The organism is Bradyrhizobium sp. WSM4872, assembly GCF_055811715.1.
On record NZ_JBVVPT010000011.1, the window covers coordinates 42,134 to 67,190 of the forward strand.

Here is a 25,057-nt window from a genome sequence, read left to right on the forward strand (position 1 = left end):
TCCACAAGCTGGGCAAGATCTATTCTTCAGGAAGTCCTGCCTTGCGTAAGCCCTCCGCAATGCGAACTCGCTGCGCAAGACAGGTCGGATGATCCGTTGGCGAACTGGCGCGGAATCGGGCGATGCTGAAGCCCGGAGCGAGCGTCAGTCCCGCCCGGACACGGATCTGCGCTTCCTTGATCTCACCGAGATGCGCCTGCCCGGCGGCGAGATAGAAATGAACAAAGGGCGCAATATTACGGTTGGTCTCGATCGATCGCTTGAACCAGCGAACGGCAGCCTCGTCGGCGCCGAGATATGATTGCGCGACGCCTGCCGTATTCATCCAGGAACAGGCCTTATTATCGCGGGGAGAGAGCCGGAATGCCTCCATGACGTGGGCTTCGGTCTCTTCGGCTCGGCCCAGATTGCACTTGCCAAGTCCGATCCACGCATGGGCCGTGGCCAGATTCCGGTCCAGCACCAACGCCCGCTCGCACTCGGCGATGCCCTGGGCAGCGCGGTTTGTGAAAATCTGGACGACGCCCATCAGGCAATGCGCCCTCGCGTGATTGGGCGTGTTGGCAAGTATTCTGGTCAAGGATGTTTCCACCAGTTGCAGAGGCGCCGTCCGGTCGATCAGCATGGAGGTCGCCCGCATGGTATCGACGTCTGTGATCCCCACCATGGCTTCGACGTTTGTGGCGTCCAGCAGGAGCGCTTGTTCGAAGAACGGGCGAGCCTGCGACAGGCTCGTGGGATCCGTTCCGCGATTCAGATACGCCATGCCCTGGAAATATAGGTCGGTCGAGTCTGGATGTGGCGCACGCGCAGCGCGCCGTGCCTCTACCCTGACGAGCTCGGTTCCCAATTGATTGGCGAGACGCGCACCGATTTCGTCCTGCATGTCGAAAAGATCTGCCACCTGCTTGTCGAAACGTTCGCCCCACAAATGGTTTCCGGTCTCGGGGTCGATGAGCTGGACGTTGATGCGCATCCGGCTTCCGGCCCGCTGCACCGAGCCCTCGAGCACGTAGCGAATGCCGAGCTCGCGGCCGAGCTGCTTCCGATCGACAGGCATACCCTTGTAGCTGAAGGCGGTGTTGCGGCCGATCACGAAGATTCCGGCCATTCGCGACAGATCCGTGGTCAGGCTCTCGGTCACGCCGTCGACGAAATAGTCCTGGGCGGGATCGGGGCTCAGATTGGCAAAAGGCAGAACCACGAGCGACGGCTTGCCTGCGGCGGGGCTCGGCAAGCCCGCAGTCGCTGGCACTTCGCGCACCTCCGCGACGAAGCGGACGCCCTTGCGAGGAAAGGTCTTGATCAGGCGCTGCGCGTCTCCGGAATCGCTGATCGCCTTGCGCGCCGCATTGAGTCGCGTGGTCAGGGCAACCTCGGAGACGGCGCGACCATGCCAGATGGCGCGGATCAGGTCGTCCTTGCTGACGACACGCTCGCGGTTGCCAATCAGATAGCCGAGCAGGTCGAACACCTGCGGCGCGATGGCGATGACCTCCAGCCCGCGACAAAGCTCGCGCCGCTCAGTGTCGAGTGAAAAATCGTTGAAGAAATAACGCAAGCGACTTCCCCGAGACCGCCGTCCGGCGTCGACATCCGTGCGGTGCGCAAGAATAAGCTGCCGGTAAGGAAAATGTAAGCCGGCGACCAAGCCCGTTCATCCTTCATGTGATACATCCGGCGGTAGTACCCGTTCGGTGACCCAAATGGATGAGGGAGGACAGGGGATGATCACGCGTCGTACCGTATTGGCCGCATCGGCGGTCTGTGTGGCGAGCTCCCCCTCCTGTCTCGTGCCGGGCGCGCTCGCACAGCCGCTCTCAAAAACCGTGCACATTCTGACGGGCTTCTCGCCCGGGCTGCAGGACGCCATGGCGCGGTTGGTGGCCGGACAGATGAAGGGCTATGCGGACACCATCGTGGTCGAGCCCCGGCCGGGCGCAGCGGGTCGCATCGCGGTGGAGGCGGTGAAGAACGCTGATGCCGACGGATCGGCTATGTTGTTGTCGCCGCTCGGCTTCATGATGTTCTTTCCACACGTCTACAAGACGCTGAGGTACCAGCCGCGTGATTTCACGCCGGTGTCGACCGTCGCCTCTACCCCCACATTGCTGACAGTCGGCCCGATAGTTCCCGCCGACGTCAAGACGCTGGCGGATTTCGTGGCCTGGTGCCGCGCCAATCCGAAGCTTGCCACGTTTGGCACGCCGGGCGCCGGAACCCCGCTCCATTTTCTCGGTACGATGCTGGGCCGCAGCGCGGGCTTCGATTTTCTTCACGTGCCATATCAGGGCGGTGGCGCGATTCAGGATCTGGTCAAGGGAGTGATTGCAGCGACCGTTATGCCGATCGGCAGCTCGCTCGGACTTGTCCAATCCGGAGATCTTCGTGCGCTGGCGACCACGGGGCCGCGCCGAAGCCCATTCGTTCCGGCGGTACCGACGATGCGGGAAGCGGGATACCCGACGCTCGAGGACCTCACATGGTTTGCGTTTTTCGTTCCGGCGAAGACGCCGGCACCGATTGTCGATAAGCTCAGTGCCGCGATCCAAGCGGCCGTTCGCACCGACGAGGTCAGGGCCGGCATGGCAAAGCTGGCCATCGAGCCCGATGTGATCGCGATGGACGAATTCGCCCGGCTGATCGCATCCGAATCCGAGCGATGGAAGGCCATCGTGCAGGAAACAGGGTTTGTCCCGACCGATTGAGCGCAGCAATGGAGGCAACAGATGAGCCGGCCAGCGTCCGTCCTTGATCTCGTGCAGTCGCATCGCATCACCGCGGTGATCTATGCTGCGGCAAAGCTCAATCTCGCTGAGGCCGTCGGAGGCGAGGCGAAATCGGTGGCTGAGCTTGCCCGGCTGGTGTCCACCGACGAGGGGGCTCTGCGCAGACTGCTCGTTGGTCTGACCACACTTGGTCTTTGTAGGCAGGCAGACCACGACCGGTTTGCCATGACCGATCTCGGCCTCCAGCTCGGCGAGACGGCCGACCCATCCTTCAAGGACTGGGTTCTCTTTGAGGGAGAGGTGCTCGCGCAGTCCTGGAGTGGACTGGTCGATTCGGTTCGCTCCGGAAAGACCGCGACTCAGCTGCGCGGAGAAGGCGACGACCGTTATGCGGCCACGGGCAATACGCCGGAATCAAGCCGCCGGTTCAACGCTGCGATGGTCAGCCTCACGCGGTCCATGGTTCCGAAGATCGTTGCGGCCCACGATTTCGCAGCTGCGCGCCTCGTCATGGATGTCGGCGGCGGCACCGGCGAATTGATCGGCGCCTTAGTTCAGCACAACCCGCGTCTTGAGGGCGTCGTCCTTGATCTTGCGCGTTGCGAGGCAGATGCGCGCGCACATTTCGATCGGCTCGGTATTGCCCGCCGCAGCCGATTCGTCGCCGGCAGCTTCTTTGAAGAAATTCCGGGGGGCGCCGACACAATCGTGATGAAGAGCATTCTCCACAATTGGAATGAGGACCGTTGCCGGATTATCCTGCACAATTGCCGGAACGCGCTGCCGTCCCACGGGACATTGATCGTGATCGAGCGGATCATGCCGGAGCGCGCCACGACGGCGCCCGAGGATCGCTCCTGTGTCATGAGCGACCTCAACATGCTGCGAGGACCGGGCGGTTGCGAGCGGACGGAAGCCGAGTATCGCAAGCTGGCGGACTCGGTCGGCTTCGCTTTCGTCCGGACGACCGGGATCGGCTCCTTCAGCTTGGTCCAATTCAGGAAATCCGGTCACTGAGCAGGCTGTCGCTCTGGCAGGAAGGGCCGGGATCATGGACGCCCCGGCCGCCACCCGCGGCACGCTGGCCGCGGCGTACTCGAAGTCCCGCCTTCGCCGGGCATGACAGCATTCTCGAAACGCACGCCCCCGCTAAACTTGCCAAAATCCCCGCTTGATTGTGATCGGCTTCCGCCCAAATCCCGTGTAAGATTCCCGCACCGCACAAACCTGAGACGAAAGCCCCGATGGCCAACGCCTTCTTCTCCGACCTGCTCACCACCATCTCCGAGCGCGGCCGCACGCTGCTTCGCCGCGGGGATTCTGCCGACACCAAGCCGGACGCCGATGGGCTCATCGAGCTCTGCGGCGCGCTGCTGTCGGGCCGGGGTGAAGCGTCGGGCACCGCCATGGCGCGTGAGGTGCTCGACATCTACCAGGACCTGGATGCGGCGGGACGTCGCGCCTTTTTCGAAGCCCTGGTGCGCGATTTCGGCCCGGATCGGGAACGCCTGTCCAAGGCGATCGAGACATGGCGCGCCAAGCCGGCCGACGAGGATGCCAGCGCCCTGCACTTCGCCTCCGAGCCGCGCCGGCAGGAGCTGATCCGCCGCCTCAACCGCGCGCCGGGCGGCACCGGCGATCTCGTCAAGATGCGCGCCGATCTGCTCGAGATGATGAACGGGCACGCCGATCTCGCCGCGCTCGATCGCGACGTTTCGCATCTTCTCTCGTCATGGTTCAACAGGGGGTTTCTCGTGCTGCGCAGGATCGACTGGTCGACGCCGGCCAACATCCTCGAAAAGATCATCCGTTACGAGGCCGTGCACGAGATCAGCGACTGGGACGATCTGCGCCGCCGCATCGATCCGGTCGACCGCCGCTGCTACGCCTTCTTCCATCCCGCCATGGTCGACGAGCCCCTGATCTTCGTCGAGGTGGCGCTGACCGAGACGATCCCCGGCGCGATCGCGCCGCTGCTCGCGGTCGATCGCCCCTCCGTCCCGATCGAGCGCGCCCGCACCGCCGTGTTCTACTCGATCTCCAACACCCAGCGCGGTCTCGGCGGCATCTCCTTCGGCAGCTTCCTGATCAAGCAGGTGGTGGAGGAGCTGCGCCGCGAATTGCCCAAGCTCGACAATTTCGTGACGCTGTCGCCGGTGCCGGGCTTCATGCCTTGGGTGAAGCAGGACAAGGATTTGCCGCTGTCGGACGAAGACCGCGAGATCCTGAAGCGCCTCGACGATCCCAAATGGTTCGAGAACCCCGAGACCACGACGCTGCTGCGTGGCGTGATCGAACCGCTCGCGGCGCACTACTTCCTCAAGGCGCGCACGCCGAAGGGCAAGCTGATCGACTCCGTCGCGCGCTTCCATCTCGGCAACGGCGCCCGCCTCGAGCGCATCAACTGGTTAGGGGATCTCTCGCCCAAGGGCGTGCGCGAGTCCGCCGGCGTGATGGTCAACTACCTCTACCGCCTCGACGACATCGAGAAGAACCACGAAGCCTACGCCAATGACGGCGAGGTCGTGGCCTCCAGCGCGGTGAAGAAGCTCTTGAAGGGCGAAGGGCGGCGGCTGCTGGATATGCGGCTGTCGTAGAGACGCACTCGCTTCGTATTCCATCGTCGTCCTGGCGAAAGCCAGGACCCATTACCACCGCCGCCTGTTTGGCGAAGACTGCGCCTTGCGTTGTTCAAGCAAGCGATTGCTAGTCTGCGCGCTAACTCCCTCTTGGGGTAATGGGTCCTGGCTTTCGCCAGGACGACGTTGAGGGGGCGCGCGACTATCGCAACGGCGCATGCCGCCGCAGCCGCGTGAATTACTCCGCCAGCGCCTTCATCTCCTTGTAGAGATCCGACTTGCCTTCGAAGCCGATGCCTGACAGCTCCGGCATGGTGATGTGGCCGTTCTCGACGCGGACGCCGTCGGGGAAGCCGCCATAGGGCTGGAACAGGTCGGGGTAGCTCTCGTTGCCGCCGAGGCCCAAGCCGGCTGCGATGTTGAGCGACATCTGGTGGCCGCCGTGGGGGATGCAGCGGCTCGGCGACCAGCCGTGAGTTTTCAACACTTCAAGCGTGCGCTGGTATTCGCACAGGCCGTAGGACAGCGCGCAGTCGAATTGCAGCCAGTCGCGGTCCGGCCGCATGCCGCCATAGCGGATCAGATTGCGGGCGTCCTGGTGGCTGAACAGGTTTTCGCCTGTGGCCATCGGGCCCGGATAGAATTCGGCGAGGGCTGCCTGCAGCGCGTAGTCGAGGGGATCGCCGACCTCCTCGTACCAGAACAAGGGATAATCCCGCAGCATCTTGGCATAGGCGATCCCGGTCTCGAGATCGAAGCGGCCGTTGGCGTCGACCGCGAGCTGCGCGTCCTTGCCGATCTCCTTGAGCACCGCCTCGATGCGGGTGCGATCGTCCCCGATGTCAGCGCCGCCGATCTTCATCTTCACGACGTTGTAGCCGCGATCGAGATAGCCGCGCATCTCGCCGCGCAGCATCGAGAGGTCCTTGCCGGGATAATAATAGCCGCCGGCGGCGTAGACGAACACGCGCGGATTGGCTTTGACGCCATGACGCTCAGCCAGCAGGCGAAACAGCGGTTGGCCTGCGATTTTCGCCACGGCATCCCACACCGCCATGTCGATGGTGCCGACCGCGACGGAGCGCTCGCCGTGGCCGCCCGGCTTCTCGTTGGTCATCATCGCGCCCCAGACCTTGTCGGGGTCGAGATTGTCGCCGGAAGCGTTCAGCAGCGATTTCGGATCGGCCTCCAGGATGCGCGAGGCAAAGCGCTCGCGGATCAGGCCGCCCTGCCCGTAGCGACCGTTGGAGTTGAAGCCGTAGCCGACGACGCGCTTGCCGTCGCGCACGACATCGGTGACGACGGCAACCAGGCTCGTCGTCATCTTGGTGAAATCGATATAGGCGTTGCGGATCGGCGAAGAGATCGGCTTCGTGATCTCGCGGACGTCGACGATGCGGACGGACATGGGGTTTGGCTCCTTCGGTCATTCCGGGGCGATGCGCAGCATCGAACCCGGAATCTCGAGATTCTCAGGTGCGCAATTGCGCACCATAGTTCGCGCTATCGCGCGCCCCGGAATGACGGCTTCGCCGTCACTTCTTATCCCTGAAATACGGCTCGACCGGGCCGTGCACCTTGATGGTCAGCGGGTTGCCGTGGCGGTCCTTGGCGTTCCCTGCGGTGACGCGGACCCAGCCTTCGCTGATGCAGTATTCCTCGACATTCGTCTTCTCGACACCCTTGAAGCGGATGCCGACGTCCCGCGCGAGGATGTCCGCATTGTAAAAGGGGCTGTTCGGATCGACCGAGAGGCGGTCCGGAAATTCGTCGCTCATGATTGTCTCGCTCATAACAGGGTCTCGATTTGCTGCCGCAATCCTTCGGGCCGGGCGGTCGGCGCGTGGCGCGCGACCACCTTGCCGGTACGGTCCACCAGGAATTTCGTGAAATTCCATTTGATGGAGGCACCCAGCAGGCCGGATTGCTGGCGTTTCAGGTACTCATACAACGGATGCGCATTGCTGCCGTTGACGTCGATCTTCTCGAACAGGGGAAAGGTGACGTCGTAATTGGTCGAGCAGAACGCCTGGATCTCGCTCGCCTGTCCAGGCTCCTGCGCACCGAACTGGTTGCAGGGAAAGCCGAGCACCGAGAAGCCGCGCGGATTGAGATCGCGATGCAGATCCTCCAGCCCACGATATTGCGGCGTGAAGCCGCATTTGCTCGCGGTGTTGACGATCAGCAGCACCTGTCCCTCGAAGCTGCGCATGGGCACTTCTTCGCCGAGAAGCGAGTTGGCCTTGAAGTCGTAGATCACCGACATCGCTAACCCACGGGGTCGATCGGCGACGGTGGCACGCCGCCCGCCTCGATCGCCTCGCCCGCGAGCAGACAAAGATCCTCGCGATAGCGGCCGGACACGATGTGCACGCCGACCGGCGCCTTGCCGACGAGGCCGGTGGAGACAACGAGGCCAGGCAGCCCCATGAAGGGAATCGCGATCTGCGGCAGCTGTGCTTCCCAGACCCGCTTGAAGGAAGAATCGTCCTTGCGGTCGAGATGGTCGGGGAACGGCAATTCGCCGGAGACCGGTGTCAGCAGCACCGCATAGGTCTCGAAGAACAGCATCCAGTCGCGGGTCAGCGTGGCGCGGCGGGTCAATGCCTTGGCGTAATTGGCCTGGTCCATCGGCGTGACCCTGGCGCGGTTGCCGTTGAGGCACGCCAGCGCGCCGGGATCGCCTTCACGCTCGGCCATCTCCAGTTGCGCCTCGTAGCCGTCGCCGAGCCAGAGCTTGATCTGCCATTCGACGGCATCGCGCATCGGCGGGGTGTTCTCGATTGTATCGACGGTCCAGCCGGCACGCTCGAGCCGCTTGCCCGCGTCGATGACGGCGGCCTTCACCTCGGGCGCTGTGGCCAAGCCGTCCGGATTGAGGCAGAGCGCGGCGCGCTTGGGACGCGAGGGGCCTTCCAGCGGCGCGGGCACGAACCAGGGGTCGCGGATGTCGCGGGCCGACATCGCCGCGAGCGAAATCCTGATGTCGTTGACGGTTCGCGCCAGCGGGCCCGACACCGCCATGATCTGAGGCCCGATCGGACGCTCCGGCAGGGCCGGATTGAAGGCGGGGATGCGGCCGAGCGTCGGGCGCAGACCGTGCACGCCGCAGGCATAGGCGGGATAGCGGATCGAGCCGGCAATGTCGGTGCCATGGGCGATATGGCCAATGCCTGCCGCGACCGCCGAACCCGCGCCGCCGGACGAGCCGCCCGGGGTCAGCGAGGCGTCGCGCGGGTTCTTGGTGTCGCCATGGACCAAATTGGTGGTGAACCAGCGATAGGAGAAGGCCGGGCAATTGGTGCGCCCAAGCAGAACGGCGCCGGCTTTGCGGAAATTGGCGACCACCGGATTGTCCTCGCGCGCGATCAGGTCGCGCTGGAGCTTGAGGCCGTTGGTGGTGGCAAAGCCCTCCTGGTCGACATTGGCCTTGATGGTGACGGGCACGCCGGCGAGCACGCCGGGGTCCTCGCCCCTGGCGATGGCGGCATCGACGGCATCCGCCTGCTTGAGCACGTCCTCCGGCCGGTGGTCGATCACGGCGTTGAGGCTGGGATTGACGGCGTCGAGCCGGGCCAGGCCGGCCTGCGCGGCCTCCCTGGCGGAGACCTTCTTGGTTTTGACGAGGTTGGCGAGGTCGGCCGCCGACAGGCGCCAGAGATCTTGCATGGCTTGCTCCGTTTAACCGGCGTCTTTTAGCCCCGGGAACGCGGCAAAGCCATGCGGATTTCGCAGGGGCGAAGGGCGGGGGATGCCGGGTAAGGCCTCATTCTCCGTCATTGCGAGCGAAGCGAAGCAAATCCAGACTGCCTCCGGGGAAGCAGCCTGGATTGCTTCGTCGCAAGGGCTCCTCGCAATGACGGGGAGAAAGTCGGGGCCTCAATGCCGCGTCGCGGACTGGTCCGGGATGTCCAGCAGTGCCTCGGTGAAGGGGAATTCGAGCACGATCTCGCCTTCGCGGTCGGTGACCTCAATGACCGCCTCGAGCAGGGCCGGCTGGGTGCCTTCCGATCGCAGCACCTCCAGGATCATCTGGCGGGCAACCTCCCAGGCACGGTCGGGATTGCGCAAATCCTCGCCCTCAGGATCCACGATCAGTTCGTCGCCGATACGGGTGTTGAAGAAATATCTGGGCATCACGAAGTTCCAGTTGGGTCGCCTGTACCGGATTGAAAGCTGCACTGCACTCACAACTGCTTTATCAGGACAGGGTTCGCGACCGAATACGCCCAAGCGCAGAGCCGCATCACCAGAAAGTACTGTTCCCGACGCTTTTTTCGCGGCGCAATATGCCCTTGCTCGGGAAAATTTCACTGGCGAACTTTTGTGCTCGCAGTAACTTAGCTCCGGGCGGATACGTCCGAAATCTCGAAAATGGAGAGCCGAAATGGCCTGGAAAGCCCCGAAGATCGTCGAAGTGCCCTGTGGCATGGAAATCAACATGTATGTGAGCGCCACCCGCAAGTAAGCGGTTGGTTTGCGTTCTGCGCAGGTGGATCTTTCGGTCACGATGCATGTCCGGAAGACAGGATTTGTGTTTGCGTGAGGTCCACCTCGCGACACTATCTCCAGGAGACGGATCATGCTTCGCGTCGTCGTCCTGGGCGCCGCAGCCGGCGGCGGAGTGCCGCAATGGAATTGCGGCTGCGGGGGCTGCCGGACGGCCCGTGAAAACGGCCAAGAGCTGCAACGGACCCAAGCCTCGGTCGCCTTCAGCGGCGACGGCGAGCACTGGTTTTTGATCAACGCCTCCCCCGACCTCCGCCAGCAATTGAATGCCACGCCGCAGCTGCATCCGAAGGCAGGCGCGCTACGCCATACACCGATCGCAGGCGTGATCCTGACCAACAGCGAAGTGGACGCGGTCGCCGGCCTGCTGTCGATGCGCGAGGGCTCGCCCTTCACGGTCTATGCGCATGAGAAGGTGCTGGCGATCCTGAAGGCCAACAGCATCTTCAACGTGCTGAACGAGAAGAACGTGCAGCGCCAGCCGATCGAGATCAACGAGCCGTTCGAACCGCGGCTGCCGGACGGGGCGCGCTCAGGGCTTGAGGTGCTGCCCTTCGCGGTCTCGGGCAAATCGGCCTGGTACCTGGAAGGCAAGGCGCATCCCGGCGGCGACACCGGCGAGGGCGATACGCTGGGGCTGAAGATCAGCGACAAAGCGACCGGCAAATGCTTCTACTTCATCGCCGCCTGCGCCGAGGTCACCGACGCGCTCAAGGCCGAGATCGACGGCGCTGCGCTGGTGTTCTTCGACGGCACGGTGTGGCAGGACGATGAGATGATCAAGGCCGGGCTTAGCCACAAGACCGGAAAGAGCATGGGCCATGTCGCGATGTCCGGCGACCACGGCGCCATCGCGCGGCTCGCCGACCTCACCCTCGACAGGAAGATATTTCTGCATATCAATAACTCGAACCCGGCGCTGCTGCCCGCGTCCCCCGAGCGCAAGGCCGCTGAAGCGGCGGGCTGGCAGATACCCGCTGACGGAACGGAGATCGTGCTGTGAATGCCGCGTCGCTGACTGGAATGACCGCGCTCTCGGTGGGCAAGGACATCAGGCTCACTAGCGCCGAGGAGCTTGAGGCGGCGCTGCGCCATATCGGTGCGACGCGCTATCACAGCCTGCATCCGTTCCATAAGATGCTGCACGGCGGCAAGCTGAACAAGGGCCAGGTCCAGGCCTGGGCGCTGAACCGCTACTATTACCAGAGCACCATCCCGATCAAGGACGCGGTGGTGATCTCGCGCTTCCGCGACCGTGCCACGCGCGTGGAATGGCGCCACCGCATCGAGGATCATGACGGCGATATCGGCTCCGAAGGCGGTATCGAGCGCTGGCTGAAGCTGACCGACGGCCTCGGGCTGGACACGGCTTACGTGGAATCGACCGAGGGCATCCTGCCCGCGACGCGCTTTGCGGTGGAAGCCTATGTGCACTATTGCCGCGAGAAGTCGCCACTGGAAGCGATCGCCTCCTCGCTGACCGAATTGTTCGCGCCGAACCTGCACGAAGAGCGCATTGCCGGCATGCTGGAGCACTACGACTTCGTCAACCCTGACATCATGAGCTACTTCAAGCGCCGGCTGGCGCAGGCGCCGCGCGATGCCGGCTTTGCGCTCGACTATGTCAAGGCGCATGCCACCACGCCCGAACAACGCGCGTCCGTCTGCAACGCGCTGATCTTCAAGACCAACGTGCTCTGGGTGCAGCTCGACGCGCTCCAACACGCCTATGTCGAGGGCCACATTCCGCCGGGCGCGTTCGTGCCCCAAGAACACCAAAAAGCGAGCTGAGGAACAAGCGATGGCCGGGCCGCGTCACATCAGCGTCAGCGAGACCAGCCGGCCGGTTCTGCCGCGGCACGCCAAGCTGAAATATGACGAGACGCGAAAAGTCTGGGTGATCCTGGCGCCCGAACGCGTGCTGGCACCCGACGAGATCGCGGTCGAGGTCTTGCAGCTCTGCGACGGCGAGCGCAATGTCGGCGAAGTGTCCGACCAGCTCGCGGCAAAATACGCCGCGCCGCGCGAGGCGATCCTGGCCGACGTCATCGTCATGCTGCAGGATCTCGCCGACAAGGGCTTTCTCACGGAGGCCCGGGAGAAGACGTCATGAGCGATGTGCTCGGCAATCCCACCATCCCGCCCGACACGAACGACAGCCTCGCGGTGCTGGAGAAGAGCCGCTCGACGGCGGAGACGTTCGGCATCCCGCTCGCCGTGCTGCTCGAGATCACCCATCGCTGCCCGCTGCAATGTCCCTATTGCTCCAACCCGGTCGAGCTCGACCGCTCGGGCAAGGAGCTGACCACCGAGGAATGGAAGAAAGTCCTGAGCGAACTCGCCGAGATCGGCGTGCTCCAGGTGCATTTCTCCGGCGGCGAGCCGACCGCGCGCAAGGACCTCGTCGAGCTGGTCAAGCATGCGAGCGATGTCGGCCTCTACACCAATCTCATCACCTCGGCCGTGCTGCTGACGCGCGAGCGGCTGAGCGAGCTTGCGGATGCCGGGCTCTGTCATGTGCAGATCAGCTTCCAGGGCGTCGAAGAAGCCCTCGCCGATCGCGTCGGCGGTTACAAAAACGGGCACCGCAAGAAGCTGGAAGTGGCAAAATGGACGCGCGAGCTCGATTTGCCGCTCACCGTGAATGCGGTGATGCACCGGCAGAACCTGCACCAGCTGCCTGATATCATCCAGATGTCGGTCGATCTCGACGCCGACCGGCTCGAGGTCGCCAATGTGCAATATTACGGCTGGGCGCTGAAGAACCGCGCCGCCTTGATGCCGACAGTGGCGCAGCTCGACGAGTGCACCCGCATCGTCGAGGAGGCGCGCGAGCGGCTGAAGGGCCGGCTCACGATCGACTATGTCGTGCCCGATTACTACGCGCTGCGGCCGAAGAAGTGCATGGGCGGCTGGGGCCGGCAGTTCTTCAACATTTCGCCGGCCGGCAAGGTGCTGCCCTGCCACGCCGCCGAGAGCATTACCGGGCTCGACTTCGAATCGGTACGCTCCAACCATTCGATCGCCTGGATCTGGCAGAACTCCGAGGCCTTCAACCGCTATCGCGGCACCGGCTGGATGAAGGAGCCGTGCAAGACCTGCGAATTCCGCGAGATCGATTTCGGCGGCTGCCGCTGCCAGGCCTTTGCGCTGACCGGTGACGCCGCCAACACCGATCCGGCCTGTGCGCTGTCGCCGCTGCACGAGACCATCTTCAAGCAGGCCGAGCGCGAGGCCGAGGGCGACACCAACCGCTTCGTCTATCGCAATTTCGCCGGCGGCACTCTGGAATCCGGCGAATGACGCCTGACGCCGACGCGGCCAGCTCGGTCAAGCGCGCCGATCCCTTTGCGCCGTTGAGCTCCGAAATGCTGGACGTCGGCGACGGCCACGAGCTCTATGTCGAGAGCGTCGGGCGCACGGACGGAATCCCCGCGGTCTATCTGCATGGCGGCCCCGGCAGCGGCTGCCAGCCCGACCATCGCCGGCTGTTCGATCCCGATCGTTTTCACGCCGTGCTGTTCGACCAGCGCGGCTGCGGTCGCAGCCGGCCGAAGGGGTCGCGCGCGCACAACACCACGCAGCATCTGATCGCGGACATGGAAAAGATCCGCGAGAAATTCGGCGTCGCGCGCTGGATGGTGGTCGGCGGATCCTGGGGCGCGACGCTGGCGCTGGCCTATGCGCAGGCGCATCCCGCGCGCGTCTCCGGGATTGCGCTCCGCGCGACATTTCTCGGCACGCGTGCCGAAGTCGAGACCGCCTTCACCTCGCGCCTGTCGCAATTCTACCCCGCGCTCTACGAGGATTTTCTGAGTGTCCTGCCGCTCGAGGAGCGCGCGCGACCGGTGGAAGCCTACTATCGCCGCATCCTCGATCCCGATCCGGCCGTGCATGGACCCGCATCGCGCGCCTGGCACGACACCGAGCGCGCCTTGTCGGAGCACAAGGCGGCCAAAACGCGGCTGGACCTGGCGTCGCTGAACGTGTGGCGCACACTGCCGGCGACGCCGTTCATGGAGGCGCATTATTTCGTCCAGGACAGCTTCATGACGGAGAACCAGTTGTTGCGGAACTCCGGCAAGCTCGACGGCATTCCCGGCATTATCGTCCAGGGACGCTACGACCTGTTGTGTCCTCCCGAGACATCCGAGCAGCTAGCGAAAGCGTGGCCGGGTTCCGAGATTCGTATCGTGGAAGAAGCCGGCCATTCGCTCTATGATACCGGCGTGCGAGACGCGGTCATGAAGTCGATCGCGGATATCGCTTCGAAGATCTCGCGCTAACAGGACAACAAAAAAATGCCATTCGCCGGGAAAGGCATGCTGCTGACGTCGATGAATATCGACGTTTCTGATGAAGCCGATTTCAATCGCTGGTACGATCGCGAGCATCTGGAAGAGCGCGTTGCGATCGAGGGTTTTCTGGAGGCGCGGCGCTATGTCGCGCACGCCGCCAATCCCAAATATCTCTCGCTGTATTCGACCGCGACGCTCGACGTGCTCGACAGTCCCGCCTACCGGGCGCAGCTCGCCAATCAGACCGAATGGTCGCGACGGAGCATGGCGCATTTCAAGGACATGCTGCGCGTGGTCGCCCGCATCACGATCAGCAACGGGACCGGCCGCGGCGCGGCGCTCGGCGTGGTCCGGCTGCGGCCGACGCCGGACAATGCAGCCGCGTGGCGTGACGCACTGCAAGAACGGCTGGCGCCGGACAAGCACGACGGCATCATCTCGATGCGTCTGCTCGAGAGCGAACCGGAATTGTCGGGCGCGACGGCGGACATTCCGGCGGTGCGCAACGAAGGCGCGCGCGACTGGTTCGTGCTGATCGACGGCACGCATGTCGGCGCGGTCTCGGCCGTGATCGCCACGCGCTTCACCGGCCCTGCTGCAGCGCCCTTCCCACTGCCCGTCTCTGTCGGCACTTATGCGCTGATGTGGGATCTCGCGAAGAGCGACATCGCGCGCAACTAAGCCGTCGGACGCATCGCAACATGCTGCACCGCCACATATTGCGCACGGCCGTTAATGCTGTGCGCGCGTAGCTCCCATGAAAGAGGGGAAGCGCGAAATTTGCCGTTGTACTTCGGAGCGGTTCTAATAAGCTAACCCAATGACGTCATTCAGAAACCAGATCGCCGCGCGTTAGCGTTCGCAAGCTCAAGAAAAGGCCGCCGGGTCTTTGAGCCTGCGCGGACAGGGTAGGAATGAAACCGACCGATATTGCGGCCCCCGACTACTTTCACAAAGTAGTCGATTGCCAATGGGCCTGTCCTGCGCACACTCCCGTTCCCGAATACATCCGACTGATCGCTCAAGGCCGCTACAGCGACGCCTATATGATCAACTGGAAATCGAACGTGTTTCCCGGAATTCTGGGACGCACCTGCGATCGTCCATGTGAGCCGGCGTGCCGCCGCGGACGCGTCGAGGAGACCCCGGTCGCGATCTGCCGCCTGAAGCGCGTCGCCGCCGACTTCAAGGATGACATCACGCAACGCCTGCCGCGGCCCTCGGCCAAGAACGGCAAGCGCGTTGCCTTCGTCGGCGGCGGTCCCGCTTCGCTGACGGTGGCGCGCGATCTCGCGCCGCTCGGCTATCACTGCACCGTGTTCGACGCCGATCCCCGAGCCGGCGGCATGATGCGCTCGCAGATCCCGAAATTCCGCCTTCCGGATTCAGTCATCGACGAAGAGACCGGCTACATCCTGGGTCTCGGCGTCGACTTCAAGGGCGGCCACCGCATCGCGAGCATGAAGGCGCTGCTCGCGGAGAAGTACGACGCGATCTTCGTCGGCTCCGGCGCACCGCGCGGCCGCGAGCTCGACATTCCCGGGCGCAAGGAAGCAGCCGCCAACGTCCATATTGGCATCGACTGGTTGTCCTCCGTCTCGTTCGGCCATACCGACAAGATCGGCAAGCGCGTCGTCGTACTCGGCGGCGGCAACACCGCGATGGATTGCTGCCGCACCGCGCGCCGCCTCGGCGGCGAAGAGGTTAAGGTCGTCGTGCGCTCCGGCTTCGAGGAAATGAAGGCCTCGCCCTGGGAGAAGGAAGACGCGCTCCACGAGGACATCCCGATCCTCAACTTCCTTGTGCCCACAGCCTTCGTCCACGAAAACGGCAAACTCACCGGCATCACCTTCCAGAAGGTGAAGGCCGAATACGACGCCAAGGGCCGCCGCAACCTCGTGCCCTCGGGCGAGCCGGACCAGACCATCGAATGCGACGACGTGCTGGTCGCGGTCGGCCAGGAGAACGCCTTCCCCTGGATCGAGCAGGACTGCGGCATCGAGTTTGACAAATGGCACATGCCCAAGGTCGATCCGAAGACGTTCGTATCCACCAATCCAAAAGTGTTCTTCGGCGGCGACGCCGCCTTCGGGCCGAAGAACATCATCTGGGCGGTGGCGCAGGGCCATGACGCCGCGCTGTCGATCCACAAAATGCTCTCGGGCGAGGACGTCACCGAGCGGCCATTGCCGGAGGTGCACATCTCCTCGCAGAAGATGGGCATCCACGAATGGAGCTATGACAACGACATCTCCAACGACAAGCGCTACAAGGTGCCGCATCGCGACAAGGTGATCGCGCTGAAGGACATCCGCACCGAGGTCGAGCTTGGCTACGATGTCAAGCTGGCGCTGGGCGAGGCCCATCGCTGCCTGAACTGCGACGTCCAGACCGTGTTCTCGACCTCGCTCTGCATCGAGTGCGATGCCTGCGTCGACATCTGTCCGATGGATTGCATCACCTTCACGGAGAATGGCGATGAAACCGATCTGCGCCAGCGCCTGAAGGCGCCGTCACTGCATCCCGACCAGGACCTCTACGTGTCCTCTGATCTCAAGACCGGGCGCGTGATGGTGAAGGACGAGGACGTCTGCCTGCATTGCGGGCTGTGCGCCGAGCGTTGTCCCACCGGCGCCTGGGACATGCAGAAATATTTGATCGAGATGACTCAAGCGGGTTCGACATGTCCGACAAAAAGCCGATCAGCAGCGTAAACGACTTCGTCGTCCGCTTCGCCAACGTCAACGGATCGGGCTCGGCCAGCGCCAACGAGATGTTTGCGCGCGCGATCCTGCGCCATGGCGTTCCGGTGAGCCCCCGTAACATCTTCCCGTCCAACATCCAGGGCCTGCCGACCTGGTACGAGGTGCGGGTGACCGAAGACGGCCATCTCGGCGCCCGCGGCGGCGTCGACATGATGGTCGCGATGAACCCGCAGACCTGGGACAAGGACGTCGCCGGCATCGAGCCCGGCGGCTATCTGTTCTACGATTCCACCAAGCCGATGCCGTCGACGAAATTCCGCGACGACATCACCGTGATCGGCGTCCCCCTGACCGCGATCACCAACTCGACCTACACCGATCCGCGCCAGCGCCAGCTGTTCAAGAACATCATCTATCTCGGCGCGCTCTCGGCGCTGCTCGACATGGACCCGAAGCTGATCGAGCAGCTGATCGGCGAGCAGTACAAGGGCAAGGAGAAGCTGCTCTCGTCCAACGTCCACGCGCTGCATCTCGGCCGCGACTGGGCGCTGCAGAATTTGAAATGCCCGACCGGGCTTCGGGTAAAGAAGTCCGACAAGGTCGGCGACCGCATCTTCATCGAGGGCAACAGCGCCGCCGCGCTCGGCGCCGTCTATGGCGGCGCCACAGTGTGCGCCTGGTATCCGATCACGCCGTCCTCGTCGGTGGCGGAGGCTTTCACCGCGCATTGCAAGAAGTACCGGCACGATCCGGAAACCGGCAAGGCGAAATACGCCATCGTGCAGGGCGAGGACGAGCTGGCTTCGATCGGCATCGTGATCGGCGCCTCCTGGAACGGCGCACGCGCCTTCACCGCGACCTCCGGCCCCGGCATCTCGCTAATGACCGAGTTCATTGGCCTGTCGTATTTCGCCGAAATCCCGGCCGTGATCATGAACATCCAGCGCGCCGGTCCCTCGACCGGCATGCCGACCCGTACCCAGCAATGCGACATCATCGCCTGCGCCTATGCTTCGCATGGCGACACCAAGCATGTGCTGCTGTTCCCGGAAGATCCCGCCGAGGCGTTCGAGTTCGCGGCTGCGGCTTTCGATCTCGCCGAGCGGCTCCAGACCACGATCTTCCTGATGCTGGACCTCGACATCGGCATGAACCACCGGCTCTGCCGTCCGCTGAAATGGGACGATTCCAAGCAATATGACCGCGGCAAGGTGATGACCGCGGAGATGCTGGACGAAGGCCGCGACTTCGGCCGCTATCTCGACGTCGACGGCGACGGCATCCCGTACCGAACCTATCCCGGCACGCATCCGACCAAGGGCTCCTTTTTTACCCGCGGCACGTCACGTGACCGCTATGCGCGTTACTCCGAGGAAGGCTCGGTCTACGCCGACAACATGCAGCGGCTCATGCGCAAGTTCGAGACCGCGCAGGATCTGGTGCCGCGGCCCCTCCAGGCCAATGCGGAACGGCCAACCAAATACGGCGTGATCTATTTCGGCTCGACAACACCGGCGATGGACGAGGCGATCGGATTGTTGGAGGCACGAGGCCATCAGCTCGATCGCCTGCGCATCCGCGCCTTCCCGTTCCACTCCAGCGTGGCGAGCTTCCTCGCCGAGCACGATTTCGTCTACGTGGTCGAGCAGAACCGCGACAGCCAGCTGCGCCAGCTCATCGTCAACGAGAACGGCATCGACCCGGTGCGGCTGGTGCCGATCGTGCACTACGACGGTTCGCCGATCACCGCCCGTTTCATCGCAAAAGCCATTGGCGACCACCAGGATCACCTCAAGGTGACCCCGCTCCGCAAGGCCGTGTCATGACCTACGCTTTACTCTTTCCTTCGTCATGCCCGGGCATAGCCGTCCGAAGGACGGCGTCGCTTCCGCTCGCCTATGCCCGGGCATCCACGCCTTTCTTCTTCCTGGCCAAGACGTGGATGGCCGGGTCAAGCCCGGCCATGACGCGGCTGGGATTGCAGGTGCTCGCATGACCTACATTGCAAAGCCGAAATTCCACCATCCGGGCCTCAAGAAGAACGAGCTCGGCTACACCCATCGCGACTACGAGGGCAAGATCTCGACGCTGTGCGCCGGCTGCGGCCACGACTCGATCACGGCCTCGATCATCGAGGCCTGCTATGAGCTTTCGATCGAGCCGCACCGGGTCGCCAAGATCTCGGGCATCGGCTGTTCGTCCAAGACGCCGGACTATTTCCTCGGCAATTCGCACGGCTTCAACTCCGTGCACGGCCGCATGCCCAGCGTGCTGACCGGCGCCAATCTTGCCAATCGCGACCTGATCTATCTCGGTGTCTCCGGGGACGGCGATTCCGCCTCGATCGGCTTCGGCCAGTTCGCGCATTCGATCCGGCGCGGCGTCAACATGACCTATATCGTCGAGAACAACGGCGTCTACGGCCTGACCAAGGGCCAGTTCTCGGCGACCGCCGACCGCGGCTCGAAGTCCAAGAAGGGCATTACCAACACCGACAACGCCATCGACCTCGTCGCGATCGCGCTGCAGTTGGGGGCGACTTTTGTCGCGCGCTCGTTCTCCGGCGACAAGACCCAGCTCGTGCCGTTGATCGCGGCCGCGATCCGCCACAAGGGCGCATCGTTCATCGACGTCATCAGCCCCTGCATCGCCTTCAACAACCACGCCGGCTCGACCAAGAGCTTCGATTATGTCCGCGAGCACAATGACGCGGTGAACCGGCTCGACGTGCTGGTCGGCCGCGATCCGATTGCGGTGGACTACGCACCGGGCACGGTGCAAATGGTCGAACAACATGACGGCAGCAGGATCGCGCTGCGCAAGATCGACGCCGACTACGATCCGCACGACCGGCTCGGCGCCCAGACCTTCCTGCAAAAGCACGCCGCAAAGGGACAGATCGTCACCGGCCTGCTCTACGTCGATCCCGACGCGGAAGATCTGCACGAGCATCTCAACACGGTCGATACGCCGCTCAACACGCTGGAAGCGGACACGCTCTGCCCGGGCTCGGCGCTGCTGGACAAGTTCAACGCCAGCCTGCGGTGATCGCCTACCGCGCCGCGGCCGGCTGCCGGACGCGTATGGTGATCTTCTCCGAGACGATGGGCGGCTCGAACGGATAGTGCTTGGCATCGCCCAGCACGAGTTGAAGCGTATGCGTCCCGGGCGGAAGCTCGAGCAGCGTTTCGGTCTGCCCTGCCCCGAAATGCAGATGCGACTTGTCCTGCAGGATCGGCTCCTTGGGATCGATCGGGTCGTTGACGTCGATCAGCAAATGATGATGGCCGGCGTTCTGATACTCGTCGCCTGCATGGGTCACTCCCATGTTGCGCAAGCCGAACCGGACCCAGAATCCGCCGCGGACCTTCTGGCCGTCATGCGGGGTGATGAAATAGAGCTTTGCGTCCTTGGGAGCGGTCTTGCCTTGCGAAAAGGCTGCCCCCGGGAGCAATGCGAGCGCCGCCGCCAGTGCGGCGCAACGAAGGATCTGCATCAAACCAACTCCACCACTTAAGGACTGAGCGCCACGCGGAATCCGTGCGTCGGATAACGAACATTTGTGTCGTAGCCGTCGCGGTTGGACGGCCGCACATATCTCGAATCGTTCTTCCAGGAGCCCGAGCGCAGGACATGAGCGCTGCAGTCCCCGCTGCTCCATGCCGAGCCGTCGGTGGGCGCGCCCTGATAGGTCTTGTGCCAGCAGTCCTCGACCCATTGATCGACACCGCCGCCCATGTCGTGGAGCCCGAACGGATTAGGCCTGAAGCTGCCGACCTTCGCGGGCTGCTCGGCCGCGAGATCACCGCAATCCTTGCAACCGGCCATGCCCGGCTGCAGCTTGTCGCCCCACCAATATTTGGTCTGCGTTCCGCCCCGCGCGGCATATTCCCATTCGGCTTCGCTCGGAAGCCGATAGGTCTTCTTCGTTGCCTGAGCGAGATAGGCCGCATATTGCTGCGCGTCGGTCCAGCTCACATTGCCGACCGGCGCATCGTCCTTGCCGATGGCCGTGAAGCCGCACGCCTTTGCAGCGGCGCACTCGTTCCATTCCTGCACGGTCACCGGATATTTGCCGATCGAGAACGGCTTGACCGTCACCTGATGGACGGGACGCTCGGTCGGGTCGTCGTTGCTGCCCATCGCAAAGCTGCCGCCTCGAATGGCGACCATCTCGGGTTCGCGGACGGGGATTGGCGATTGACTTGCCGATTGACTTGGCGCGGCAGCGGGCGACGGAGATGACGAAGCCGAGGAGGGAGAAGGCTGCGGCGTCTGCGGCGCCGCTTCGCGCGGCGGAGGCTGCGGGCTTGGCGATGCGGCAGGAGAAACGGTAGTGACGGCAGCCTGCTCGCTCACCCTGCCCGGCGTCTGAGCCAGCAGATACCACAGCACGCCGGCGGCCATCACCGACAGCGTGATACCCAGGAGAAAGATCAGAGCATTCTCGCGCCGCCCCCGCGTCCTGCCGACCGCGTCTGCATCCGGCAGCACTTTATAGACGCGCACGGGATCGGTGATGTTCTTGACTTTGCGATCACCGAGCGACTCGTAACCGCACACGACCTTGTGCTTGATCTGCTCGTAAATCGCGCCGGAGATAAAGACCTGGCCTGGCTCGGCGATGCCCTCGATGCGCGTCGCGATGTTGACACCATCGCCGTAGACGTCATCCGGCTCCACGATGACGTCACCGAGATTGACACCAATCCGGTACTCGATCCGGGTCTCCTTCGGAAGCGAGGCGTTGCGGCCGATGAGATTCTGCTGGATGACGATGCTGCATCGCACGGCCTCGACCGGACTGTCGAAAATCGCGATGAAGCCATCGCCCGTCGTCTTCACCAGACTTCCGTGGTGCTCGACGATGCTGGGCTGGATGAGATCCCGCTCGATCCGCTTGACGCGGACGTGCGTGCCCTCCTCGTCGGCCTGCATCAGGCGGCTGTAGGACGCGATGTCACCGACAATGATGGCCGCGAGACGACGAGGCATAGGGCCGTGTGAAGGCGGCTCGTCATTCCCGGATCTGAAGTTGCGAATTTCGCCCATTGCGGGGGACTCCACAAACTTACAAGGCAGGCCCCAGCCTACGACCGCCAGAGGCGATCGTCTGTGAAGGCTATCACATCGATGACGTCGGGTAATGTCGTAAGAACCGCAGGGTGTCAGGTTCCGAAAGGCGAAGGCGTCACGTCGAATGAACCTTCATGACCCCACCGATGACTAAAGCCCGGCGTGGAACTGATCACCTCGCTGCGCCTGCGATGATCCGGTCAGATGTGCGGACGTTGAACGCGTCGCACCCGGGCCGCGTCTACAGCGTACAGCTCAGCTGCTGCACGCGAGGCCATCATGAAGCTTTTTCTCGTTGCTGCCGTCTTCCTTGCCGCGGTCGGGGGCACCGCTCATGCTGAGGAGGCCGACGATATCCGCGAGGCCAGCAAGGCCGAAGCCGAGACCTTCAACGCGCGCATGTATGCCGGCTCACCCAACAACAAGGCCTATGCCTGCTTCGTGCGGCGCTACGATGCCGAGCATCTGGCGCGCCATCCGAAGCAGAAGGTCGCTTCGATGAAGCTGCTGATCTCGGCGGAATTGGACGGGGAAGACAAGCAGCTCCACAACTCCTTCCGCCTGGGATTCAGATATCGTCACCGCTCCGGCGATTTCGACTCCAGCGGCTCCTGTCATCACGCCGTGATCACCAAGGACGGCACCGAAATCCGCCTCGGTTGCGGCGTCGACTGCGAGGGCGGCGGCATCGGCGTTGCGCTCTCGAAGGACGACAAATCGGCGATCGTGCGGCTGGCGCGAGTCAGGGTCTGGCAGAACAACAAGCCGGATGAGGATGCCGAACTGTCACTGGTCGCCGGGGCCGATGACGGGATTTTCCGCCTAGATCGAACGGACAACAAGGAATGCGCCTCGCTCGTGACCGACCGCAAGGAACTCGCCGCGCTCCGCCACAAATGATATGTGTCCGGCGCAATCGGGGGAGATCGTCATGAACCGCCGGAACATCTTGTGGAGCGCCATCTCAGGCATGGGCGCGGCGCTTGGCGCCTCCAGCGCCAACGGCGCGACCGAGGCCGCGACGGACGCCGGCACGGGCAACAAGCTGAAGGTGGTCTATCATCTGAGCGATGCCGAGAAGGTCAACTTCGTCCTCGGCAACATCCAGAACCATATCGAAGGCGTCGGCGGCCCCGAGCATGTGACGATTGCGCTGGTGATCCACGGACCGGCGCTGAAGGCGTTTCATTCGGCGCAGGCCAATCCTGACATCAGCAAGCGCGTCGGCGACTTCTCCAAGGATGGCGTGGAGCTTGCCGCCTGCGGCAACACGATGAAGGCGCAGAACGTCACGCTCGCGGATCTCCTGCCGGGCTTCGTCAGCGCGGAGAAGGGCGGCGTGGTCCGTTTGGCCGAGCTCCAGTCGCAGGGCTATCTCTATCTGCGGCCGTAGGTAGCAGCGAAAGTGGTGCGCTCCCTCCCCGGCTTGCGGGGGAGGGTCGGGGAGAGGGTGTCTCAGCAATCGAGAACCCCCAAGTGGAGAGAGCCCTCACCCGGCGCTGCGCGCCGACCTCTCCCGCAAGCGGGAGAGGTAAGAGGAGTTTGCGGGATCACTTCCCACACCAATCCGCTTCCCACTTGACTTACCCATAACTCCACGGTTATGAATGCATCCATAACTTACAGGTTATGGATATATGCCCGCCACCGCCCACGACCTTTTGTTCAGGACGCTCGCCGACCCCACGCGTCGGGCGATCTTCGAGCGATTGTGCCGCGAGGGCGAACAGACGGTCGGGGCACTGACAGCACTGTCGGGCGTGTCCCAGCCGGCGGTCTCGAAACATCTCGGCGCGCTGAAGCAGGCTGGCCTCGTGCGGGACCGGCATCAAGGGCGGCAGACGCATTACAGCGCCCAGCCCGGCGCGCTCAATCCGTTGATCGACTGGACCAGCCAGATGGCCGGATTCTGGCAGAACCGGCTCGACGCGCTCGACGATCTCCTGAAGAGGATGGACCAATGAACGAATCCGCGGCCGAAACCCGATCTGTCGTCGTCGAACGCGAATTTGCCTTTCCCGCCGAGCGGATCTGGCGCGCGCTGACGCAGCCGCATTTGATCGAGGAATGGCTGATGAAGAACGACTTCAAGCCGAACGTGGGCCACCGCTTCAACCTTCGCGGCGAGTGGGGCGGCGTGCTGGACTGCGAGGTCCTCACCATCGAGCCGCAGAAGACGCTCGCCTACACCTGGAATTTCTCGCATGAGGACGCGGCGTTCGATCTCAAGAGCGTCGTGACCTTCACACTGACCCCGACGGGCGCAGGCACGCATCTGCGCGTCGAGCAAGCGGGCTTCAGCCCGACGCAGAAGCAGGCCTTTGGCGGTGCGCATGCCGGCTGGAAGCAGTTTCTCGCCAAGCTGGACGAACTGCTGGCGCGGGCAGATTAGCTCGGCCGCCGGCCTTCATTCGATCATCTCAAGAGGAGGTTTCATTGACCGGAAATATGTGGATTCGGCAGATCCATCGCTGGTTGTCGATCGCTTTCACGCTCGCCGTCATCGCCAACATCGTCGCCCTGACGCTGCAAGTCCAGGCGACGTGGATCGGCTTGCTCGCGTTCGTCCCATTGATCCCATTGCTTGCGACCGGGCTCTATATGTTCGCGCTGCCCTATATCGGCCGCCGCCGCGGCGCCCGACAAGAGGCGTGAACATGAAGAAGGCCGCGACCGCGAAAAACAGCAGCGCGACGAAAACGGATGGCGCTTCGCCCTCCAGGATGATCGACGGCAGGATCAAGGAGCTCGGCGACTGGCGCGGCGAGATGCTCGGGCGAATCCGCCGCCTGATCAAGGAGGCCGATCCTGAAATCGTCGAGGAATGGAAATGGCGCGGCGTTCCCGTGTGGGAGCACGACGGCATCATCTGTACCGGCGAGACCTACAAGGCCGTGGTGAAGATGACCTTTGCCAAGGGCGCGGCGCTGGACGATCCCGCCGGCCTGTTCAACTCGAGCCTCGACGGCAACGTGCGCCGCGCGATCGATATTCGCGAAGGTGAGAAGATCAACGAGAAGGCATTGAAGGCGCTGATCCGCGCGGCCGTGGAGCTGAACGCGTCCAAGGCCAGGAAGAAGCGGGCTGGAAAGCGCTAGTGGAACACTCTCTCCGTTCCCTCCCCCCCTGGGGGGGAGGGAACGGAGAGAGTGTTCCACTAG

At 63.6% G+C, this 25,057-nt stretch carries 27 protein-coding genes; 19 read left to right on the forward strand and 8 right to left on the reverse strand.

Annotation, left to right across the window (positions count from 1 at the left end):
* Nucleotides 1–19 precede the first annotated feature (19 nt).
* On the reverse strand, nucleotides 20–1,561 hold the full coding sequence (locus tag AC0L3C_RS17205) for a winged helix-turn-helix domain-containing protein (protein WP_473408540.1): 1,542 nt from the start codon (nucleotides 1,559–1,561) through the stop codon (nucleotides 20–22).
* A 166-nt stretch (nucleotides 1,562–1,727) separates the two neighbouring features.
* Between AC0L3C_RS17205 and AC0L3C_RS17210 the strand changes: the two genes are divergently transcribed.
* From AC0L3C_RS17210 to AC0L3C_RS17220, 3 genes are all read left to right on the forward strand, one after another.
* Entirely contained in the window at nucleotides 1,728–2,708 is a 981-nt protein-coding gene (locus tag AC0L3C_RS17210; RefSeq protein ID WP_473408541.1) for a Bug family tripartite tricarboxylate transporter substrate binding protein, read from the forward strand.
* A gap of 21 nt (nucleotides 2,709–2,729) precedes the next feature.
* Entirely contained in the window at nucleotides 2,730–3,746 is a 1,017-nt protein-coding gene (locus AC0L3C_RS17215) for a methyltransferase (protein ID WP_473408542.1), read from the forward strand.
* Nucleotides 3,747–3,973: 227 nt separating this feature from the next.
* On the forward strand, nucleotides 3,974–5,326 hold the full coding sequence (locus tag AC0L3C_RS17220) for a malonyl-CoA decarboxylase (RefSeq protein ID WP_473408543.1): 1,353 nt from the start codon (nucleotides 3,974–3,976) through the stop codon (nucleotides 5,324–5,326).
* Nucleotides 5,327–5,546: 220 nt separating this feature from the next.
* Here AC0L3C_RS17220 and tarD read toward each other — a convergent pair whose 3' ends face one another.
* The 5 genes from tarD to AC0L3C_RS17245 form a co-directional block, all read right to left on the reverse strand.
* On the reverse strand, nucleotides 5,547–6,716 hold the full coding sequence (tarD, locus tag AC0L3C_RS17225) for a D(-)-tartrate dehydratase (protein ID WP_473263046.1): 1,170 nt from the start codon (nucleotides 6,714–6,716) through the stop codon (nucleotides 5,547–5,549).
* Nucleotides 6,717–6,843: 127 nt separating this feature from the next.
* Nucleotides 6,844–7,101, reverse strand: a complete 258-nt coding sequence (locus AC0L3C_RS17230; protein WP_007613756.1) for a DUF3297 family protein — start codon at nucleotides 7,099–7,101, stop codon at nucleotides 6,844–6,846.
* Nucleotides 7,098–7,574 carry a glutathione peroxidase gene (locus AC0L3C_RS17235; RefSeq protein WP_473408544.1) on the reverse strand — a complete coding sequence of 159 codons (477 nt, stop codon included), beginning with the start codon at nucleotides 7,572–7,574 and terminating at the stop codon, nucleotides 7,098–7,100. Before AC0L3C_RS17235 ends, AC0L3C_RS17230 begins: the two co-directional genes overlap by 4 nt.
* A 2-nt stretch (nucleotides 7,575–7,576) precedes the next feature.
* Nucleotides 7,577–8,977, reverse strand: coding sequence for an amidase family protein (locus tag AC0L3C_RS17240; protein WP_473408545.1), 1,401 nt, complete (start codon nucleotides 8,975–8,977; stop codon nucleotides 7,577–7,579).
* Between the two features lie 210 nt (nucleotides 8,978–9,187).
* A complete protein-coding gene (locus AC0L3C_RS17245; RefSeq protein WP_007613759.1) occupies nucleotides 9,188–9,445 on the reverse strand; it encodes a DUF6894 family protein in 258 nt (85 codons plus the stop codon).
* Between the two features lie 250 nt (nucleotides 9,446–9,695).
* On the opposite strand from AC0L3C_RS17245, the gene pqqA reads away from it, so the two are divergent.
* From pqqA to AC0L3C_RS17295, 10 genes are all read left to right on the forward strand, one after another.
* On the forward strand, nucleotides 9,696–9,776 hold the full coding sequence (gene pqqA, locus AC0L3C_RS17250; protein ID WP_007595659.1) for a pyrroloquinoline quinone precursor peptide PqqA: 81 nt from the start codon (nucleotides 9,696–9,698) through the stop codon (nucleotides 9,774–9,776).
* A 114-nt stretch (nucleotides 9,777–9,890) separates the two neighbouring features.
* Nucleotides 9,891–10,820 (forward strand): pyrroloquinoline quinone biosynthesis protein PqqB, encoded by a 930-nt coding sequence (gene pqqB / locus AC0L3C_RS17255; RefSeq protein WP_473408546.1) that lies wholly within the window; start codon nucleotides 9,891–9,893, stop codon nucleotides 10,818–10,820.
* Nucleotides 10,817–11,608 (forward strand): pyrroloquinoline-quinone synthase PqqC, encoded by a 792-nt coding sequence (gene pqqC, locus AC0L3C_RS17260; RefSeq protein ID WP_473408547.1) that lies wholly within the window; start codon nucleotides 10,817–10,819, stop codon nucleotides 11,606–11,608. The genes pqqB and pqqC overlap by 4 nt, the downstream gene beginning before the upstream one ends.
* Nucleotides 11,609–11,618: 10 nt before the next feature.
* On the forward strand, nucleotides 11,619–11,930 hold the full coding sequence (gene pqqD / locus AC0L3C_RS17265) for a pyrroloquinoline quinone biosynthesis peptide chaperone PqqD (RefSeq protein ID WP_275169259.1): 312 nt from the start codon (nucleotides 11,619–11,621) through the stop codon (nucleotides 11,928–11,930).
* Nucleotides 11,927–13,120 carry a pyrroloquinoline quinone biosynthesis protein PqqE gene (pqqE, locus tag AC0L3C_RS17270; RefSeq protein ID WP_473279329.1) on the forward strand — a complete coding sequence of 398 codons (1,194 nt, stop codon included), beginning with the start codon at nucleotides 11,927–11,929 and terminating at the stop codon, nucleotides 13,118–13,120. Before pqqD ends, pqqE begins: the two co-directional genes overlap by 4 nt.
* Nucleotides 13,117–14,103 (forward strand): prolyl aminopeptidase, encoded by a 987-nt coding sequence (gene pip, locus AC0L3C_RS17275; RefSeq protein WP_473408548.1) that lies wholly within the window; start codon nucleotides 13,117–13,119, stop codon nucleotides 14,101–14,103. The genes pqqE and pip overlap by 4 nt, the downstream gene beginning before the upstream one ends.
* A 15-nt stretch (nucleotides 14,104–14,118) precedes the next feature.
* The gene (locus tag AC0L3C_RS17280) at nucleotides 14,119–14,796 is read left to right on the forward strand and encodes a hypothetical protein (RefSeq protein ID WP_473408549.1); all 678 of its coding nucleotides are present in this window, start codon (nucleotides 14,119–14,121) and stop codon (nucleotides 14,794–14,796) included.
* Between the two features lie 233 nt (nucleotides 14,797–15,029).
* Nucleotides 15,030–16,829 carry an FAD-dependent oxidoreductase gene (locus AC0L3C_RS17285; protein ID WP_473408550.1) on the forward strand — a complete coding sequence of 600 codons (1,800 nt, stop codon included), beginning with the start codon at nucleotides 15,030–15,032 and terminating at the stop codon, nucleotides 16,827–16,829.
* The gene (locus AC0L3C_RS17290) at nucleotides 16,799–18,646 is read left to right on the forward strand and encodes a 2-oxoacid:acceptor oxidoreductase subunit alpha (RefSeq protein WP_473348020.1); all 1,848 of its coding nucleotides are present in this window, start codon (nucleotides 16,799–16,801) and stop codon (nucleotides 18,644–18,646) included. Before AC0L3C_RS17285 ends, AC0L3C_RS17290 begins: the two co-directional genes overlap by 31 nt.
* Nucleotides 18,647–18,812: 166 nt before the next feature.
* Nucleotides 18,813–19,868 (forward strand): 2-oxoacid:ferredoxin oxidoreductase subunit beta, encoded by a 1,056-nt coding sequence (locus AC0L3C_RS17295; protein ID WP_473263056.1) that lies wholly within the window; start codon nucleotides 18,813–18,815, stop codon nucleotides 19,866–19,868.
* Nucleotides 19,869–19,872: 4 nt separating this feature from the next.
* Here the strand turns inward: AC0L3C_RS17295 and AC0L3C_RS17300 are convergent, their stop codons facing one another.
* Both AC0L3C_RS17300 and AC0L3C_RS17305 read right to left on the reverse strand, forming a co-directional pair.
* Nucleotides 19,873–20,316 carry a DUF4399 domain-containing protein gene (locus AC0L3C_RS17300; protein WP_473408551.1) on the reverse strand — a complete coding sequence of 148 codons (444 nt, stop codon included), beginning with the start codon at nucleotides 20,314–20,316 and terminating at the stop codon, nucleotides 19,873–19,875.
* A 17-nt stretch (nucleotides 20,317–20,333) separates the two neighbouring features.
* Nucleotides 20,334–21,872, reverse strand: a complete 1,539-nt coding sequence (locus AC0L3C_RS17305; RefSeq protein WP_473408552.1) for an SUMF1/EgtB/PvdO family nonheme iron enzyme — start codon at nucleotides 21,870–21,872, stop codon at nucleotides 20,334–20,336.
* Nucleotides 21,873–22,175: 303 nt separating this feature from the next.
* Here AC0L3C_RS17305 and AC0L3C_RS17310 point away from each other — a divergent pair, with 303 nt between their 5' ends.
* The 6 genes from AC0L3C_RS17310 to AC0L3C_RS17335 all read left to right on the forward strand — a co-directional run bounded on the left by AC0L3C_RS17310 (nucleotide 22,176) and on the right by AC0L3C_RS17335 (nucleotide 24,994).
* Entirely contained in the window at nucleotides 22,176–22,796 is a 621-nt protein-coding gene (locus AC0L3C_RS17310) for a hypothetical protein (RefSeq protein ID WP_473279336.1), read from the forward strand.
* 31 nt (nucleotides 22,797–22,827) lie between these two features.
* Nucleotides 22,828–23,289 carry a DsrE family protein gene (locus AC0L3C_RS17315; protein ID WP_473408553.1) on the forward strand — a complete coding sequence of 154 codons (462 nt, stop codon included), beginning with the start codon at nucleotides 22,828–22,830 and terminating at the stop codon, nucleotides 23,287–23,289.
* Nucleotides 23,290–23,533: 244 nt separating this feature from the next.
* A complete protein-coding gene (locus AC0L3C_RS17320) occupies nucleotides 23,534–23,860 on the forward strand; it encodes an ArsR/SmtB family transcription factor (protein ID WP_473279338.1) in 327 nt (108 codons plus the stop codon).
* Nucleotides 23,857–24,288 carry an SRPBCC family protein gene (locus tag AC0L3C_RS17325; protein WP_473279339.1) on the forward strand — a complete coding sequence of 144 codons (432 nt, stop codon included), beginning with the start codon at nucleotides 23,857–23,859 and terminating at the stop codon, nucleotides 24,286–24,288. Before AC0L3C_RS17320 ends, AC0L3C_RS17325 begins: the two co-directional genes overlap by 4 nt.
* A 44-nt stretch (nucleotides 24,289–24,332) precedes the next feature.
* Entirely contained in the window at nucleotides 24,333–24,551 is a 219-nt protein-coding gene (locus tag AC0L3C_RS17330) for a hypothetical protein (protein ID WP_473408554.1), read from the forward strand.
* Nucleotides 24,552–24,553: 2 nt separating this feature from the next.
* On the forward strand, nucleotides 24,554–24,994 hold the full coding sequence (locus AC0L3C_RS17335) for a DUF1801 domain-containing protein (RefSeq protein ID WP_473263568.1): 441 nt from the start codon (nucleotides 24,554–24,556) through the stop codon (nucleotides 24,992–24,994).
* Nucleotides 24,995–25,057: the final 63 nt, after the last annotated feature.